We start from the raw sequence: 13,672 nt of genomic DNA on the forward strand, positions 1-13,672 counted from the left end.
CAGATAGCCACGATGGCGTTCGGGGTATCAATCTTCTCTGGACGGGTCGTCGCCCAAAACGGCCCGATCGAAACGTGTGGGAAAGTCGACCTCGTGATGGCGGTCGACAACTCCGGATCACTGAGTTCCACCGAAATCGACGAGCTCGAAACCGGCGTGAACGCTCTCATCGACGGCTTGGTTACGACAGGTGCGGACATCAACATCGGCAGTCTGACGTTCAACGCCAATCAGATCAGCAACCTGAATACCCTCACGTCCTCCGGGCCGACAGTTTCGTTCCCCGACGCGGGCGGTGTCGGCAACACGCCGATGCCACCGGCACTCGACATCGCGGATCAGTTAGTGAACGATACGGGCGCGGGTGCACGATCCGACGCGCTCAAGATCGTCGTCCTGCTGACCGATGGTGGTCCGAATTATCGCAACTTCCAGTACAGCGCGAACGGGTACGTCGCCCCACGCGACCAGAGTGCGGACTGGTCCGCTGTGGGAGGGAACGATACGTACGACAACGAGGGGACGGGAGACTCGACCCAGGGGCAGCCCGGTACTGGGACGACTACCGTCGAGGAGATGGACGAGACTGCCTTGGTCGCGAATTCGGTCAAGAGTGGTGATACGCGGATCGTGACCGTCTACGTCGGCGATCCCGGCAACGATCAAGATTCGATGTCCGACCAAGCGATCAATACGTACACCGACTTACCGACGTATCTCGCTAACAACGTCGCTTCGCCCGACAGCGCCCGAACGACCGACTTGGAAGATCTTCAGAATTTCGTCGACGAACTGATTCAGATCCTCGCCGACCTCTGTGAAGACACCTGTGTCCTCTGTGAAGACGGTGACTTCGAGTTCAAGTACGAATGGGTGGAGGACGATGAGGACGACGATGACGACGAGGATGAGTACAATGATGACGAGGACGACGAGGATGAGTACGATGATGAGGACGACGAGGATGAGTACGATGATGAGGACGACGATGATGACGATGAGGACGACGATGAGGACGATGAAGACGACGAGGGACGCGGACGAAGCCACGTGAGCGATAGCGTCTTCAGAACCGACGGTGGCGATGACGATGACGACGCCGATGACGATGGAACCGGCGGTTGCGAGGGATCGTTCGTCATCTACGACGACGACGACAATATGATCGCCCCGGGTGCCGTCGAGAACCTCGAACTCGTCTCCGTCACCTGCGACGACGACGGTGAGCCACAGGAAGCGTGCTTCCGGACGAACTTCTGTGACCTCCACTACGTGGTGAAGGCCGGTCGCGGCACCGAGGAGGTCACCGTCTCCCTCGACGACGGGTCGATCGACGACAACGGTGAGTTCTGCGTGACGGGCATCGAGGGACAGAACCCTGCTGGCAAGTCGGTGACCTACGCCATCAGCAACATCGTGTTCACGTGCCCGCCCAGCGAGGAGTAAGAAGCCGCTCCCACTGATCACAGCACTTTTTATTCGGCTGGTGTCCCGATTTCGCTCAGTATCCTCGCGCCCAACCGTCCACGAACGGCCCACCGTGTGACGCTGGCAACCGCGACGAGTGAGAGACTTCTCCCCGATCAGAACGGGGCGCTCCACGACTCCGGTGCCGGGAGACGATACTCGCGTGTCTGGATGTTCCCTACGATCCATCGGTTTCGGGCGACCGACGGTTCCCCTGTGCCCTCGCCGTCGTCTCTCTTCATAATCGGCTTTTTCGGCTCAGAAACTGGAAGCCGACCGCTCGACGCATCTCAGCGGGTATAGGATTCGTCAGTATCGATGTCACGCTCCGGAAGAACACACCCCCCCATCGACAGTCCCCTTCGTCAGCACCACTTCGCTGTCGACCACTACGTACGTCGCTCGCACGCCTCGGTCTGCCTGCTCGTGTAACCGCTCTACGCGTTCCTCCCCGACGACCAGTCGAGCGCCATAGCGGAGGGCGTCCGACCGAGAACCGAACATCTCGGCCCCGACCAGTTCGTCGAGTCGCTCGACCACCTCCGGAGGAAGTGAGACCGGGAGCGACTGACAGTCGCCGCTCATCGGCCGACATACGTTATACAATCGTATCGAGTACTGCGTTGGCGGTACCCTCCACTGGGATTCCGCATACGGGCGTCGCTGCGGCGGCATTCATGATCAGTACGACCGTCTCGCTGTACCTCATACGGTCGTTCGCCGCCGTTGCGTGCGGCTACGAGCGTTCATGATCGAGGCCACTCCCGAGAAGAACACTCACTAACTGCTATCCCACGCACGAACGAATACTTGTCGACGACCAACCGAAACGCCCGAAAATCGGCACATCGACGTAGCAACCCGGAATCGAGCGTGCCACGGTATTGGCCAGTCACGCCCCGTCACGAGCTCCTCGATATTCATAATCGGTTCCCGTCCATCGATTCGCAGATCGGGACCGACCGTCGTCGTCGACGCTGCCGACCACGTCGTCCCGACCAACCCGTCAGTCGGGCGTGCAGGCGCTCTCCCCGTCGAGTTCGCGTCGCACCCGGGACCGCACGGCTCGCTTCATATTCGACTCTCGATTCGGTCCAACGGCCGTCTTGCGGGGACACAGCCCGATGATGACGATTCGATGTCCCGCGCCATGCCGCCGAGGGTCGCCAGTTCGACACCGTCGCTGTCCGTGAACCCGCAGATGACCTCCTGAATGAATCGGGTTCGCTCCTCGGTTAGGCTGGTGTTGGCTCTCTGCCGACGAGTTCGATGTCGAGGTGAATCCGCTCGTAGGGCAGGTACGGCCGCTTGCGCTGTCCGTCATCGACGACGAACAGCAGGCCGTAGTCCGCAAGCAGGGAGATGTCGTCGTGAACCGGCCGGTAATCACGGCCGAGCGCATCGGCCACTGCCGAAATGCTCTCGGCTGCCCCGTCGGTGTTCAGCAGCACCCGAAGGAGTTCAAGACGGCGGTCGGTCAGGATCTTCCGCAACTCCCCGACCGTCGCGAACGACACGACCGCCGGTGAGGAGTCCCCCTCGGCGACTGCGTCAACACGCTCGAGTGTGTCCTCACAAACGTCGTCGAACCCCTCGACAGTCACCCGGAGGACGGTCGGGTGTGGGCGCTCGCGGGGGTCGCGGTACTTGTCGGGCCAGCCGTCGTGATCGGTATCGGTCATGGGTTGGAATGCTCAGTGTCGGTTAGTTCGGCGATCTCTTGAAAGAAGAGGACGACGTGCGACACGAGGTTCTGAAACGGGATCTCGGTATCCTCGCCGAACCGAACGTGGCGATGGTGCCAGCCGAGATCCTCGTCGGCGTGTGCATTGTCGTAGGGCAGGAACTCGCCCTCCTCCGGGTGGTAGTACTGGAACCGGTAGAACCAACCGCCGGGGTACTCCTCGTCGCGGATCGCGAACACCTCCACGCGGCCACCTGGGACGGCGCGGTTGAGTTCGATCGGGTGGTTCTCCGGCATCCTGCCACTGAGTATAACCTATGACCTCATAGATCATAAGTATTTATACTGTGTCCGTATGACCGAACACGGCGCAGTCGAATGGCCCACCGAGACGAGCGTGTCGACGCACTGGTGACCGCTCGCTTGGGGGACAAGCGTGACAGAGCGCGTTCGCTGCAACCGGCTCTCCGAACGAGGTCTTGCCGCCACCGATCGTCATACTCGGTGTGGCCGATGCAACGGCGCGTAGACGGCCTCTCGACGTATCCTCACGCCGACAGTCTCCTCCGTATCGATCCTCCGAACCGCAAGCACACACCCTGACTGCCACACGACGGCAGTCGATCCAACCTCCGGTAGCCACCTCGACTCCGACACGCATCCAAATTCGCGCGTCTCGACGCTCGTCTCGGGCGCCACGAGCGCGACGCGACCGGCCCCTCGTCGTCGTCGCGAGCCCCCCGAGCTTCATAATCGGCTCTAATCTGTCGATTTGGCCGATCGTGATTCGTCGACCGCGCTCGCGGTCGTGTGTGCATTCGTTCGATCGCCCGAACGACGGTCCGTCAGGCTCGTTACGGCCTTCCATGGCTGGCGGATGATCTCCGAGAGCCGGCGTGCTTTGGAAATGTCTGTATTGCTCGGACGTTGCTGAAACTCGATGATTACTACACCCCGCCAGTCGGTGGCTCTGGAGCGGATAATAAACGCAGCTGAGTCGACAACACCGACCGGAGGAGCACCGGCGGTTTGGCACCGTTTCGCGATGGCTTAAAATAAATCCCCAAAATGAAACCTGAGCTATAGTGGTAATCTCGAAAATCCCACCGCTCGGGGTTCCTGCGCCTTCGGGCCCAAGAGGGTATCGAGCCAGTCGTCCGTTCTGATCGTCCAGTTATTCCGTATTCCCCGCACGCGGAAGGCCCACTTCGATCACACCGCCGCTCGAGAGTTGAATCGTGAGCCCCTCATAAGTGAACTCGACGAGCCGGTCGTTACGGGATGGTCCGGACGGACGGTGTCTCACGATTCGGTCGAGAGCGTCCGGGTCGACGACGTGGTCCAGTGGTCGGAGAGCAGTCACCGACTGTCCGGTTATTTTTGCGACCACCGAAATAACGGCTACACTCGGGGACACGTCGCCACCGTCGAACTCCGCAACGTACGTTTCCTCATCTGTATCGAACGTTAGCGACCGAACGGGGGGATCGGCGTCGATTCCGCCCAGTCCGAAAGAATCTCGATCATGCTGGGGCGAATCGGACATAACCGTTCAAAAACGGACAGTGACATAACTCACCCCTCTAGATAACGGGACACATCCGGAACCGTACTTCCGACGGCGTCCCTCAGGAATGGTTCGAACAGCGAAGCGATCGAGCGAGACGGCCGCCGATTCTCAGCTGCGATACTCATACTGTTATCTAGAATGGCCAGTTATTGGGTTTGCCACGGGAGAGTAGCTCATGTTAGAAAAGGTGAAACTCGATCGGTTCGACTTGCGGCCGAAACTCATCCTGGCGTTCGTGCTCGTGGCGTTGCTGGTCGCCGTGACCGGTGCGATCGGGTACACCTCGGTTGCCACCGTCGATGAAGAGGCACACATCATTGCAGAAGATGGGCTGAAGATGGACGCGTCCGCAGAAATGATCGTTGCCATCGAACAGCAGCAGGGTGCGATACAGGCTGCCCAACTCGGTGAGGAAAACGCACAGCAACAATTCGAAGAGGCCACGCAACATTTCAACGAACAGGCACAGCACCTCGAAGAGGCGGAGTTGAGCCCACAGCAAGAAGAACAGTTCTCGACCCTCAAATCCCAACACGAGGAGTACAACACGCTCGGAACCGAATTTTTCGACGCGAGAGCCGCGGGTGAGACTGAACTCGCTGCACAGAAAGCCGCCGAAATGGACACCCTCCGTCTCCAAATGGAAGAGCACGCACACGCCATCGAGCAATCGGCACAAGCAGACCTCGAATCTCAAGTCGAAATCGCCGATAGCACGACACAGTCCGCACAACTGGAGATTCTCGGGCTTACCATCGGTGCGTTCGTCCTCGCGATCGCCATCGGCCTGTTCGTGGCCGGACGGATCATCCCGCCGATCACGAGGTTGGAAGAGACTGCACAGGCTGTCAGTGACGGCAACCTCGACAACGACCTCGACGACCACGTCGAAGACGACGAACTCGGTCGGATGATCGAGGCGTTCACCGAGATGCAGTCGAATCTTCGAGGCGTATTCTCGCAGATCGGAACCGCCAGCCGTGGTTTGCGAGAGGGCGACCTCGGGTGGGAGTTCGAGTCCAGCTATCCCGGTCGGTACGGCGAAACCGTCGCTGATCTCGAAGCGGGTGCCGACGAACTCGCGGAGAGTTTCGACGAGATCCGGGGTGTGAGCGACGATCTCCAGCAGGGAGTTCTGGACGGGGACGTCGATGCGGACCGCCCCGGACAGTACGGCGAAGTGCTCACCGACCTCGCGACCGGGACGACCCAGTTGTCGGAAAGCTTCGCCCAAATCTCGGCCGTGAGCCGGGGTCTGAACTCCGGGCAGCTGGATCAGGACATCGACACGGATTTCCCGGGAACGTTTGGATCGACACTGGGTGACCTCGAGAACGGGATCGAGCAGTTGGATACGAGCGTCGCACGCGTCCAGTCCATCGCGGACGATGTCGCGACATCGAGCGAGAGCGTGGCGAGCAGTTCGGAAGAGATCGAACAGGCCAGCAGGCAGGTCGCGGAGTCCGTCGAGGAGATTTCACGCGGTGCGGACACACAGAGCGAGAACCTCGACGAGGTGGCCGGCGAGATGAACGACATGTCGGCGACCGTCGAGGAAATCGCTTCCTCGGCCGAGGAGGTGGCTACAACCGCCAGTACGGCTGTCGAGCGCGGTGAGACTGGCCGACAGTACGCCTCGGAGGCGACCGAAGAGATCCAGTCGATCGAAACGCGGGCCGACCAAGCGGCCACACAAGTCGAGGCGCTCGACGAGAAGATGGACCGGATCGGCGAGGTCGTCGAGATGATCGCCGACATCGCCGAACAGACCAACATGCTGGCATTGAACGCCTCGATCGAGGCCGCGAGGGCTGGAGAAGCGGGCGAGGGGTTCGGCGTCGTGGCAAACGAGATAAAGTCCTTAGCAGGGGAGGCAGCCGAAGCGACTACGGACATCGAACAGCGCATCGAAGAGGTCCAGGCGACGACGGACGATACCGTCGAGGGCATACAACAGATGAGCGACCGCGTCGAACGCGGCTCCGACACGATCGAAGACGCCATCGAGATGTTCGACGAAATCGCCAACACCGTCCAGGAAGCCGAAAGCGGTATCCGGGAAATCAGCGACGCCACCGACGACCAGGCGGCCTCGTCGGAAGAAGTGGTGTCGATGGTCGACCAGGTCTCCAGCGTCAGCCAGCAGACGGCGGCCGAGGCGAGCAACGTCTCCGCCGCGACCGAAGAGCAGACCGCCTCACTGTCCGAGGCCTCGGAGAACGTGCAACAGCTGTCCGCGCTCGCTGAGGAACTACACGACCAAGTGTCGGATTTCGACACCGGATCGGGTGTCAATGCAGGAGCCGATGTGACAGCGGGATCGGCGGCCGCAGCCGACGGCGGACACCACCTCTCCGAGACCGATGCTCGAACGCCGGAGTACGATGGAGAAACGTGAGCCGATGAGGACACGTCACGTTCCCGAGTCCACGCGCGTGGAAGGGCGGTACGCTATCGGTATCGGGACCGTCTCCGAAATTGTCGGCTGTTCGGAAGAGTGGATCCGGAACCGATCTCGACCGAAGCATGAGTGAGGCGAAGGCCCTGATCGAGACTGAGGAGGTGATACGGGTTCTCCACGTGGACGACCAATCCGATTTCGCCGATCTCACTGCGACGTTCCTCGAGCGAGCGGACGACCGGTTCACCGTCGAGACGGCGAGTAGCGCCGACGGCGGGTTGGAGCGAATCGGCGATCGGCCGCCCGACTGCATCGTCTCGGATTACAATATGCCCGGCATGAACGGTTTCGAGTTCTTGGAAGCTGTCCGAGAGCGATATCCCGACCTTCCGTTCATCCTGTTTACTGGCAAGGGCAGCGAGGCCATCGCCAGCGAGGCCATCTCCGCTGGCGTTACCGACTACCTCCGGAAGGGTTCCGGTACCGAACAGTACGACCTCTTGGCCAACCGGATTCGGAACGCCGTCCGGGCACGACGCGAGGCACAGCGGGCCGACAGACAGCAACAACTGATGCGACTGACGGAGTTCGTCGGCGACACTGGTGGGTGGGAACTGGATCGAGGGAGTGATACTGTCCTGCTGACGGCCGGCACCCGGCAAGCCATCGGCCGCCCTGACCGGGCCGAAATCCCTCTGGAGGAGGCGATTGCACTGTTCCACCCGGGCGACCGCGAAGACGTTCGCCAGACACTCACCGAGGCCTTCGAAGCGGGTGCGGAACTGGAACGGAGGTGGCGACTGCGGCCACGTGACGGCGACGAGCGTCTCATAGACATGACGATCACTCCGGTCGTCGAATCGGGGGGAACGGTAACGAAGCTCCGTGGTGCTGGCCACGACGTCACCGACCGCGAGGAGCGGCGGCGCGAACTCGAAACGTACGAGACGATCATCGAGGCGCTGACCGACGCGGTGTACGTGCTCGACGAGGAGGGACGATTCACCTACGTCAACGACGAGTTCGTCGAGTTGGTTGGCTACGACCGGGAGACGATTCTCGGAAACACGCCGTCGCTCGTCAAGGACGAGGCGGCCGTCGAACGGGGTGATCGCAACTTGCGACGGTTGTTATCGAGCGACGGCCCTGAGACGATTTCCTTCGAGGTGACACTGCAACCGCGCGAGGGTGAGCCGATCGTCTGCACGGACCACATGGGCGTGCTTCCCTACGAGGGTGACCGGTTCGACGGATCAGTTGGCACGCTCCGGGATGTTACCGCGGCCAGGGAGCGCGAGCGAACGCTGGAACGGCAAAACGACCTGTTTACAAAAGCCCAAAACATTGCCGATGTCGGGGCTTGGAGTTACGACGTGCGGACCGACGAGGCGTTTTTGACGGACAAAGCGTACGCGATTCACGGCCTCTCGCCGGATGACGAACTGACTCCCGAGAGAAGCCTCGATTTCTATCACCCCGAGGATCGACCGGCAATCCGCGACGCATTCGACCGAGCAGTAGAGACGGGCGAATCCTACGACCTCGAACTTCGACTGATCGACACAGCGGACGACCTCCGCTGGGTGCGCACCCGTGGCGATGCCGAACCCGAAGACGGCAACGTTGTTTGCGTTCGCGGCACCCTGCAAGATATTACCGAGCGCAAACGACGGGAGCGGGCGCTCGAAGATCGGACTGAGAAGCTGGAAACGTTGACCTCCGAACTCGAGGAACAGTACCGGCATCTGTTCGAGGAAGCACCGCTCATGGCGGTCGTTACGCGTGCCGAGGAGGGGGAGCCGATAATCGAAGACTGTAACGACCTGTTCGTCGATACCCTAGGCTACGAGAAGTCGGAACTCGTCGGAGCGAAACTCGAACGGTTCTACACCGCCGAGTCCCGACGTAAACTGCTGGACGAAGGTGGCTACGAGCGTGCACTGGGCGACGAGTTCGTCCGCGAGAACAGATCCCTGGTGACCGCTGGCGGGGAGACAGTCGAGACGCTCTTCCGGGCGGTTCCCCGGAAAAGGTCACCGGAGGGATCCCGCGGGACGATCGCGTTCTACGTCAACGTCACCGAGCGTAAACGATTGGAACGGGAACGGGACCGTCTGGAGGAGTTCACGAGCATCGTCAGCCACGACCTCCGGAATCCGCTCACAGTGGCAGATGGACACATCGAACTCGCACGAGAAGAGTGCGACAGCGACCATCTGGCTCGGGTAGCCGACGCGATCGATCGGAGCCAAGCACTCATCGACGACCTGCTGACGCTGGCGCGTGAGGGGAGAGAAGTGACCGGAAGCGAACCTGTGGAACTTACCGACGTGGTCAAGCGCAGTTGGGAAACCGTCGATACGGAGCACGCAACGCTCGAAGCCAACGCGACGCAGGTCGTCAAAGCCCACAGGAGTCGGCTCCAGCAACTATTCGAGAACCTCTATCGGAACGCGGTTGAGCACGGTGGTGACGGGGTGACCGTTCACGTCGGCGATCTGGACGGCGGCTTCTACGTGGCGGATACGGGGTCCGGGATTCCCGAAAGCGACCGGGACGAGATTTTCGAGGCCGGCTATTCGACCGCAGACCACGGAACCGGATTTGGCCTGCGGATCGTAGAGCAAATGGTCGAGGCGCACGGCTGGGACATCCGCGTCGTCGACGGCGAACGGCGTGGCGCCCGCTTCGAGATTACCGGCGTCGAGACCACACACTGAGCGAAACCGCCGTCGACGGACTGCGTCCGGCATCTCGTTATCTAGACCGTCGAGTTATTCTTTCCGAGGCCCGTTACGGGAACACGATAGTCGATGTCCGACGATTCTGGCGGTACGGCGGCGGAGGAAATAGACCTGATCGCGTCCGGCATCCCCGAGTTGGACGAGTTACTCAACGGTGGGTACGTTCGCGGTCGGACGTATCTCGTGCAGGGCGTCTCCGGGACGGGAAAGTCACTGCTCGGCCAGCACTTTCTTCGAGCAGGACTCGATAGAGACGAGACGGTCGTCTACATCCACGGCGAAGAATCGAGACACGATATTCTCGTCAACGCCGCACGGTTGGGAATCGACATCCAGGATGCCGAATTTCTCGATATCGGCCCCGGGACGGACTTCTTCGCCGAGGACAAGTCGTACAACTTGGTCGAGGCGACCGAAGTCGAATCCGAGCGGTTCACACAGGACATCAAGCGGGTGATCGAGGACGTCGACCCGAGCCGGATTCTTATCGATCCGATCACACAGCTCCAGTACGTGGAACGGGACGAGTACCAGTACCGGAAGCGACTGCAATCACTCATCCGATTTCTCCGGGACCGACAGGTGACGACAGTCGCAACGCGAACGCACGACAGGAGCCGTGCACCGCAGACCACACACGACGATTTCGAGTCGCTCAGCGACGGTGTCATCGATCTGTATCTCGACGAGCGCGAGCGTCGGATAGCGGTCCCGAAACACCGCGGACTCGGCCAGGTGGACGGTACCCACGGGCTCGAAATCCGCGAGCACGGGATCGAAGTCTACCCACAGACCATCCCGGCCCACGACGACCGAACGTTCGACCCGGAACTCATCCCCACCGGACACGAGTCCCTCGACGGCCTCCTCGGAGGCGGAATCGAACGCGGAACCGTCTCGTTCGTTAGCGGCCCGACCGGCATCGGAAAATCGACTACCGGGGCACAGACACTCTCTGGCATCGTCGAAGACGGGGGGACGGCACTCGGATACTTTTTCGAGGAGTCAATCGATCAGTTCGTCCATCGCTCGGAGGCCCTCGGACTCCCGATTTCGGAGATGCGGGCGCAGGGATCACTGGGGCTGATAGAGACCGAACCGCTCGTTCGTTCGGCCGAGGAGTTCGATCAACACGTCCTCAATCAGGTCGACGAGCACGCGCCGGACGCGGTGTTCATCGACGGGCTCTCGGGCTATCAGACCTCGCTCCAAGGCGACGATCAACGGCTCGTTCGACGTCTCCACGGCCTTACGCGGGTACTCAAAAATCGCGGTATCGCAGTCATCATCACGGACGAAGCGGATCGACTCACCGGCATCCCGGAAGCCACGAGTACGAACACCAGCTACATCGCCGACAACATCGTGTTTCTCACGTACGTGGAAGTCGACGGCGAGTTGGACCGTGCGATCGGAGTCGTCAAGAAGCGACTCGGGGACTTCGACAGCCGGTTTCACCGATTCTCCATCGAATCCGGCGAGGGACTCGTTATCCAAGGGCCGTTCGACAACGTACGAGGAATCATGGGGGGGAGTTCGGCGCGTCGCGTTCCGGACGGATCCAACCAGACGACTCATCGATCATGATCGGCCGGTCGAGCCACGAAGCGAGTGCGCGACACACGATACAGCTCTTCGTACACGGAGACAACGACCGGGACGCCCTCGAAGAGTCCCTCCGCGAACGGTACGACGTTATCGACGGCGAGACGCTCCACCCCGCCGATTGTTACGTCGTCGATGAGCCGATGGTGCCAACGTATCGGGACGCGTTGCGAGAACACAAAACGAAGGTTCACCCGACGTTCACCCCAGTGCTGTTGATTCAGAAAGAAGGGTCGCGGGGAACTGTTCCACTGCCGTCGGAGCAGAACGGCGACGGCCCACCGCTGATCGACGAAGTGGTGCCAGCACCCGTCGACCGGAAGACCCTGTTTCGTCGAGTGGGGAATCTGTTGGCCCGGCGAGAGCAGTCGGTGGAGTTGTCCGAACGTTACGAAGACGTTCAGACCCGATTTCAGCGGCTGTTCGAGTCGACGAACGACGCTCTCTTCGTGGTTGCCCCGGGCGGCGACGGGATCAGCGAGTGTAATCCGGCTGCGTGTGACCTCGTGGGATACTCACGCGACGAATTACTCTCTCTCTCCCCGACTGAGACGATCTACGCCGACGACTGCGAGCGGTTCCAAGCCTTTCTTCGAGACGTACGAGAGTCGGGTCAGGGGTCGACCGACGACCTCGCGTGTCTGACGAAGGCGGGCAACGAGCGACAGTTGGAGGTGTCGGCTGCGACACTCGAGGAGTCCGGCGAGTCCTCGATAATCCTCTCCGCACGCGACGTGACAGAGCGGAAGGCGTACGCACGGGAGCTCGAACTGAAGTCCCGAGCGATGGACGAAGCCCCCGTCGGGATCACAATTACCGATCCCGACAGGGAGGACAACCCGATGATCTACGTGAACGAGGGGTTCGAGGCGCTAACGGGATACTCCGCGGAGGCGGCGGTCGGTCGAAACTGTCGATTTCTTCAGGGGGAAGCGACACGGGAGCAGCCCGTCGCAGAAATGCGGAAGGCGATTGATAGAGCCGAGCCGGTTTCCGTGGAACTCCGCAACTACCGCAAGGACGGGAGCCAGTTCTGGGATCGTGTCAGTATCGCGCCGGTGAGAGACCAGGCCGGAAACGTGACGAACTACGTCGGATTTCAGGAGGATATCACCGAACGCAAAGAGCGCGAGATGGACTTACAGCTGTTCAAAAAAGCCGTCGAGAACGCGGGACAGTCGGTGTTCATCACCGACAGCGACGGGGTTATCCAGTACGTGAACCCGAAATTCGAATCCCGATCCGGCTATACTCGTGAGGAAGCGGTCGGTCGAACGCCCCGTATTCTCAAGTCGGGCAAACAGGGCGAGGAGTTCTACGACCGGATGTGGCAGACGATTCTCGCAGGCGACCAGTGGGATGCCCACCTCGTCAATCGCCGCAAAAACGGGGAGCTGTACCACGTCGACCAGACGATCTCGCCCATAGCGAACGACGAGGAGATCACGCATTTCGTCACGATCGAAGCTGACGTGACGAACCGCCGGTTGCGCGAACAGCAACTCGAGGTCCTCAATCGTGTGTTGCGTCACAACCTCCGGAACGCTGTGAACGTAATCGAAGGCCGCGCAGCAATGCTCCGGAAGGCGCTGGACGACGACGAACTCCAGACACACGTGAGCGCGATCGAAGATCGATCGACTGCGCTGTCGAGCCTGGCTGACAAAACCGCAACGGTGCGCTCCCTGTTCGACACCGAAGCAGCTACTCAGACGGCCTGCGACGTGACTGGACTGCTGACTGAGGTCGTCGACGAACTTTCCGACGAGCATCCCGACGCGATGTTCACGGTCAGTACGCCCAATTCTCTCCACGCACGGGCGGACAGTCGGTTGAAAACCGCACTGTCGGAGCTCATCGAAAACGCAATCGTCCACAACGACAAGTCCACGCCGGAGGTCACGGTTACGACCAGATCGCCAAGCGAAGATCGAACCGGCGAGTGGATAGAACTCGTCGTCGCCGATAACGGACCCGGAATCCCGAATCACGAACAGGAAACGATCGAAAGAGCAGAGGAAACACCCCTGCAACACGGTACCGGAATCGGACTGTGGATCGTCTACTGGACGATTTCGTTGTACGGAGGTGAGATCTCGATCGAGGAAAACGCACCGCGTGGGACGCGCCTCGTACTGAGTCTCCCACAGGAGTCGGTCGACTCCTCGCCCCGGATCGTCCCCGCTGATACTCACTGAGCC

The 13,672-nt window shown here is 60.8% G+C and carries 9 protein-coding genes; 5 read left to right on the forward strand and 4 right to left on the reverse strand.

Annotation, left to right across the window (positions count from 1 at the left end):
- The first annotated feature begins 12 nt into the window (after nucleotides 1-12).
- The gene (locus HALNA_RS20840; RefSeq protein WP_049935582.1) at nucleotides 13-1,446 is read left to right on the forward strand and encodes a vWA domain-containing protein; all 1,434 of its coding nucleotides are present in this window, start codon (nucleotides 13-15) and stop codon (nucleotides 1,444-1,446) included.
- A 342-nt stretch (nucleotides 1,447-1,788) separates the two neighbouring features.
- Here the strand turns inward: HALNA_RS20840 and HALNA_RS20845 are convergent, their stop codons facing one another.
- From HALNA_RS20845 to HALNA_RS21605, 4 genes are all read right to left on the reverse strand, one after another.
- Entirely contained in the window at nucleotides 1,789-2,052 is a 264-nt protein-coding gene (locus HALNA_RS20845) for a ribbon-helix-helix domain-containing protein (RefSeq protein ID WP_211225997.1), read from the reverse strand.
- 650 nt (nucleotides 2,053-2,702) lie between these two features.
- Nucleotides 2,703-3,149, reverse strand: coding sequence for an HVO_A0114 family putative DNA-binding protein (locus tag HALNA_RS06470; protein WP_049935583.1), 447 nt, complete (start codon nucleotides 3,147-3,149; stop codon nucleotides 2,703-2,705).
- The gene (locus HALNA_RS06475; protein ID WP_049935584.1) at nucleotides 3,146-3,448 is read right to left on the reverse strand and encodes a toxin-antitoxin system TumE family protein; all 303 of its coding nucleotides are present in this window, start codon (nucleotides 3,446-3,448) and stop codon (nucleotides 3,146-3,148) included. The genes HALNA_RS06470 and HALNA_RS06475 overlap by 4 nt, the downstream gene beginning before the upstream one ends.
- A gap of 877 nt (nucleotides 3,449-4,325) precedes the next feature.
- Nucleotides 4,326-4,697 carry a HalOD1 output domain-containing protein gene (locus HALNA_RS21605; RefSeq protein WP_049935585.1) on the reverse strand — a complete coding sequence of 124 codons (372 nt, stop codon included), beginning with the start codon at nucleotides 4,695-4,697 and terminating at the stop codon, nucleotides 4,326-4,328.
- Nucleotides 4,698-4,896: 199 nt separating this feature from the next.
- On the opposite strand from HALNA_RS21605, the gene HALNA_RS06485 reads away from it, so the two are divergent.
- The 4 genes from HALNA_RS06485 to HALNA_RS06500 all read left to right on the forward strand — a co-directional run bounded on the left by HALNA_RS06485 (nucleotide 4,897) and on the right by HALNA_RS06500 (nucleotide 13,669).
- Entirely contained in the window at nucleotides 4,897-7,119 is a 2,223-nt protein-coding gene (locus HALNA_RS06485; protein WP_049935586.1) for a methyl-accepting chemotaxis protein, read from the forward strand.
- Nucleotides 7,120-7,247: 128 nt separating this feature from the next.
- On the forward strand, nucleotides 7,248-9,842 hold the full coding sequence (locus HALNA_RS06490) for a PAS domain S-box protein (protein WP_049935587.1): 2,595 nt from the start codon (nucleotides 7,248-7,250) through the stop codon (nucleotides 9,840-9,842).
- Between the two features lie 93 nt (nucleotides 9,843-9,935).
- Nucleotides 9,936-11,453, forward strand: a complete 1,518-nt coding sequence (locus HALNA_RS06495) for an ATPase domain-containing protein (protein ID WP_049935588.1) — start codon at nucleotides 9,936-9,938, stop codon at nucleotides 11,451-11,453.
- The gene (locus HALNA_RS06500; protein WP_049935589.1) at nucleotides 11,450-13,669 is read left to right on the forward strand and encodes a PAS domain S-box protein; all 2,220 of its coding nucleotides are present in this window, start codon (nucleotides 11,450-11,452) and stop codon (nucleotides 13,667-13,669) included. Before HALNA_RS06495 ends, HALNA_RS06500 begins: the two co-directional genes overlap by 4 nt.
- The last annotated feature ends 3 nt before the right edge of the window (nucleotides 13,670-13,672 follow it).

This window comes from Haloplanus natans DSM 17983, from assembly GCF_000427685.1.
GTDB lineage: Archaea > Halobacteriota > Halobacteria > Halobacteriales > Haloferacaceae > Haloplanus > Haloplanus natans.

What these genes read in the sequence shown, in the direction of transcription:
- HALNA_RS06485 (WP_049935586.1), top strand. Translation starts at nt 4,897, where the DNA reads ATGTTAGAAAAGGTGAAACTCGATCGGTTCGACTTGCGGCCGAAACTC.
- HALNA_RS20840 (WP_049935582.1), top strand. Translation starts at nt 13, where the DNA reads ATGGCGTTCGGGGTATCAATCTTCTCTGGACGGGTCGTCGCCCAAAAC.
- HALNA_RS06495 (WP_049935588.1), top strand. Translation starts at nt 9,936, where the DNA reads ATGTCCGACGATTCTGGCGGTACGGCGGCGGAGGAAATAGACCTGATC.
- HALNA_RS06490 (WP_049935587.1), top strand. Translation starts at nt 7,248, where the DNA reads ATGAGTGAGGCGAAGGCCCTGATCGAGACTGAGGAGGTGATACGGGTT.
- HALNA_RS20845 (WP_211225997.1), bottom strand. Translation starts at nt 2,052, where the DNA reads ATGAGCGGCGACTGTCAGTCGCTCCCGGTCTCACTTCCTCCGGAGGTG.
- HALNA_RS06470 (WP_049935583.1), bottom strand. Translation starts at nt 3,149, where the DNA reads ATGACCGATACCGATCACGACGGCTGGCCCGACAAGTACCGCGACCCC.
- HALNA_RS06475 (WP_049935584.1), bottom strand. Translation starts at nt 3,448, where the DNA reads ATGCCGGAGAACCACCCGATCGAACTCAACCGCGCCGTCCCAGGTGGC.
- HALNA_RS06500 (WP_049935589.1), top strand. Translation starts at nt 11,450, where the DNA reads ATGATCGGCCGGTCGAGCCACGAAGCGAGTGCGCGACACACGATACAG.
- HALNA_RS21605 (WP_049935585.1), bottom strand. Translation starts at nt 4,697, where the DNA reads ATGTCCGATTCGCCCCAGCATGATCGAGATTCTTTCGGACTGGGCGGA.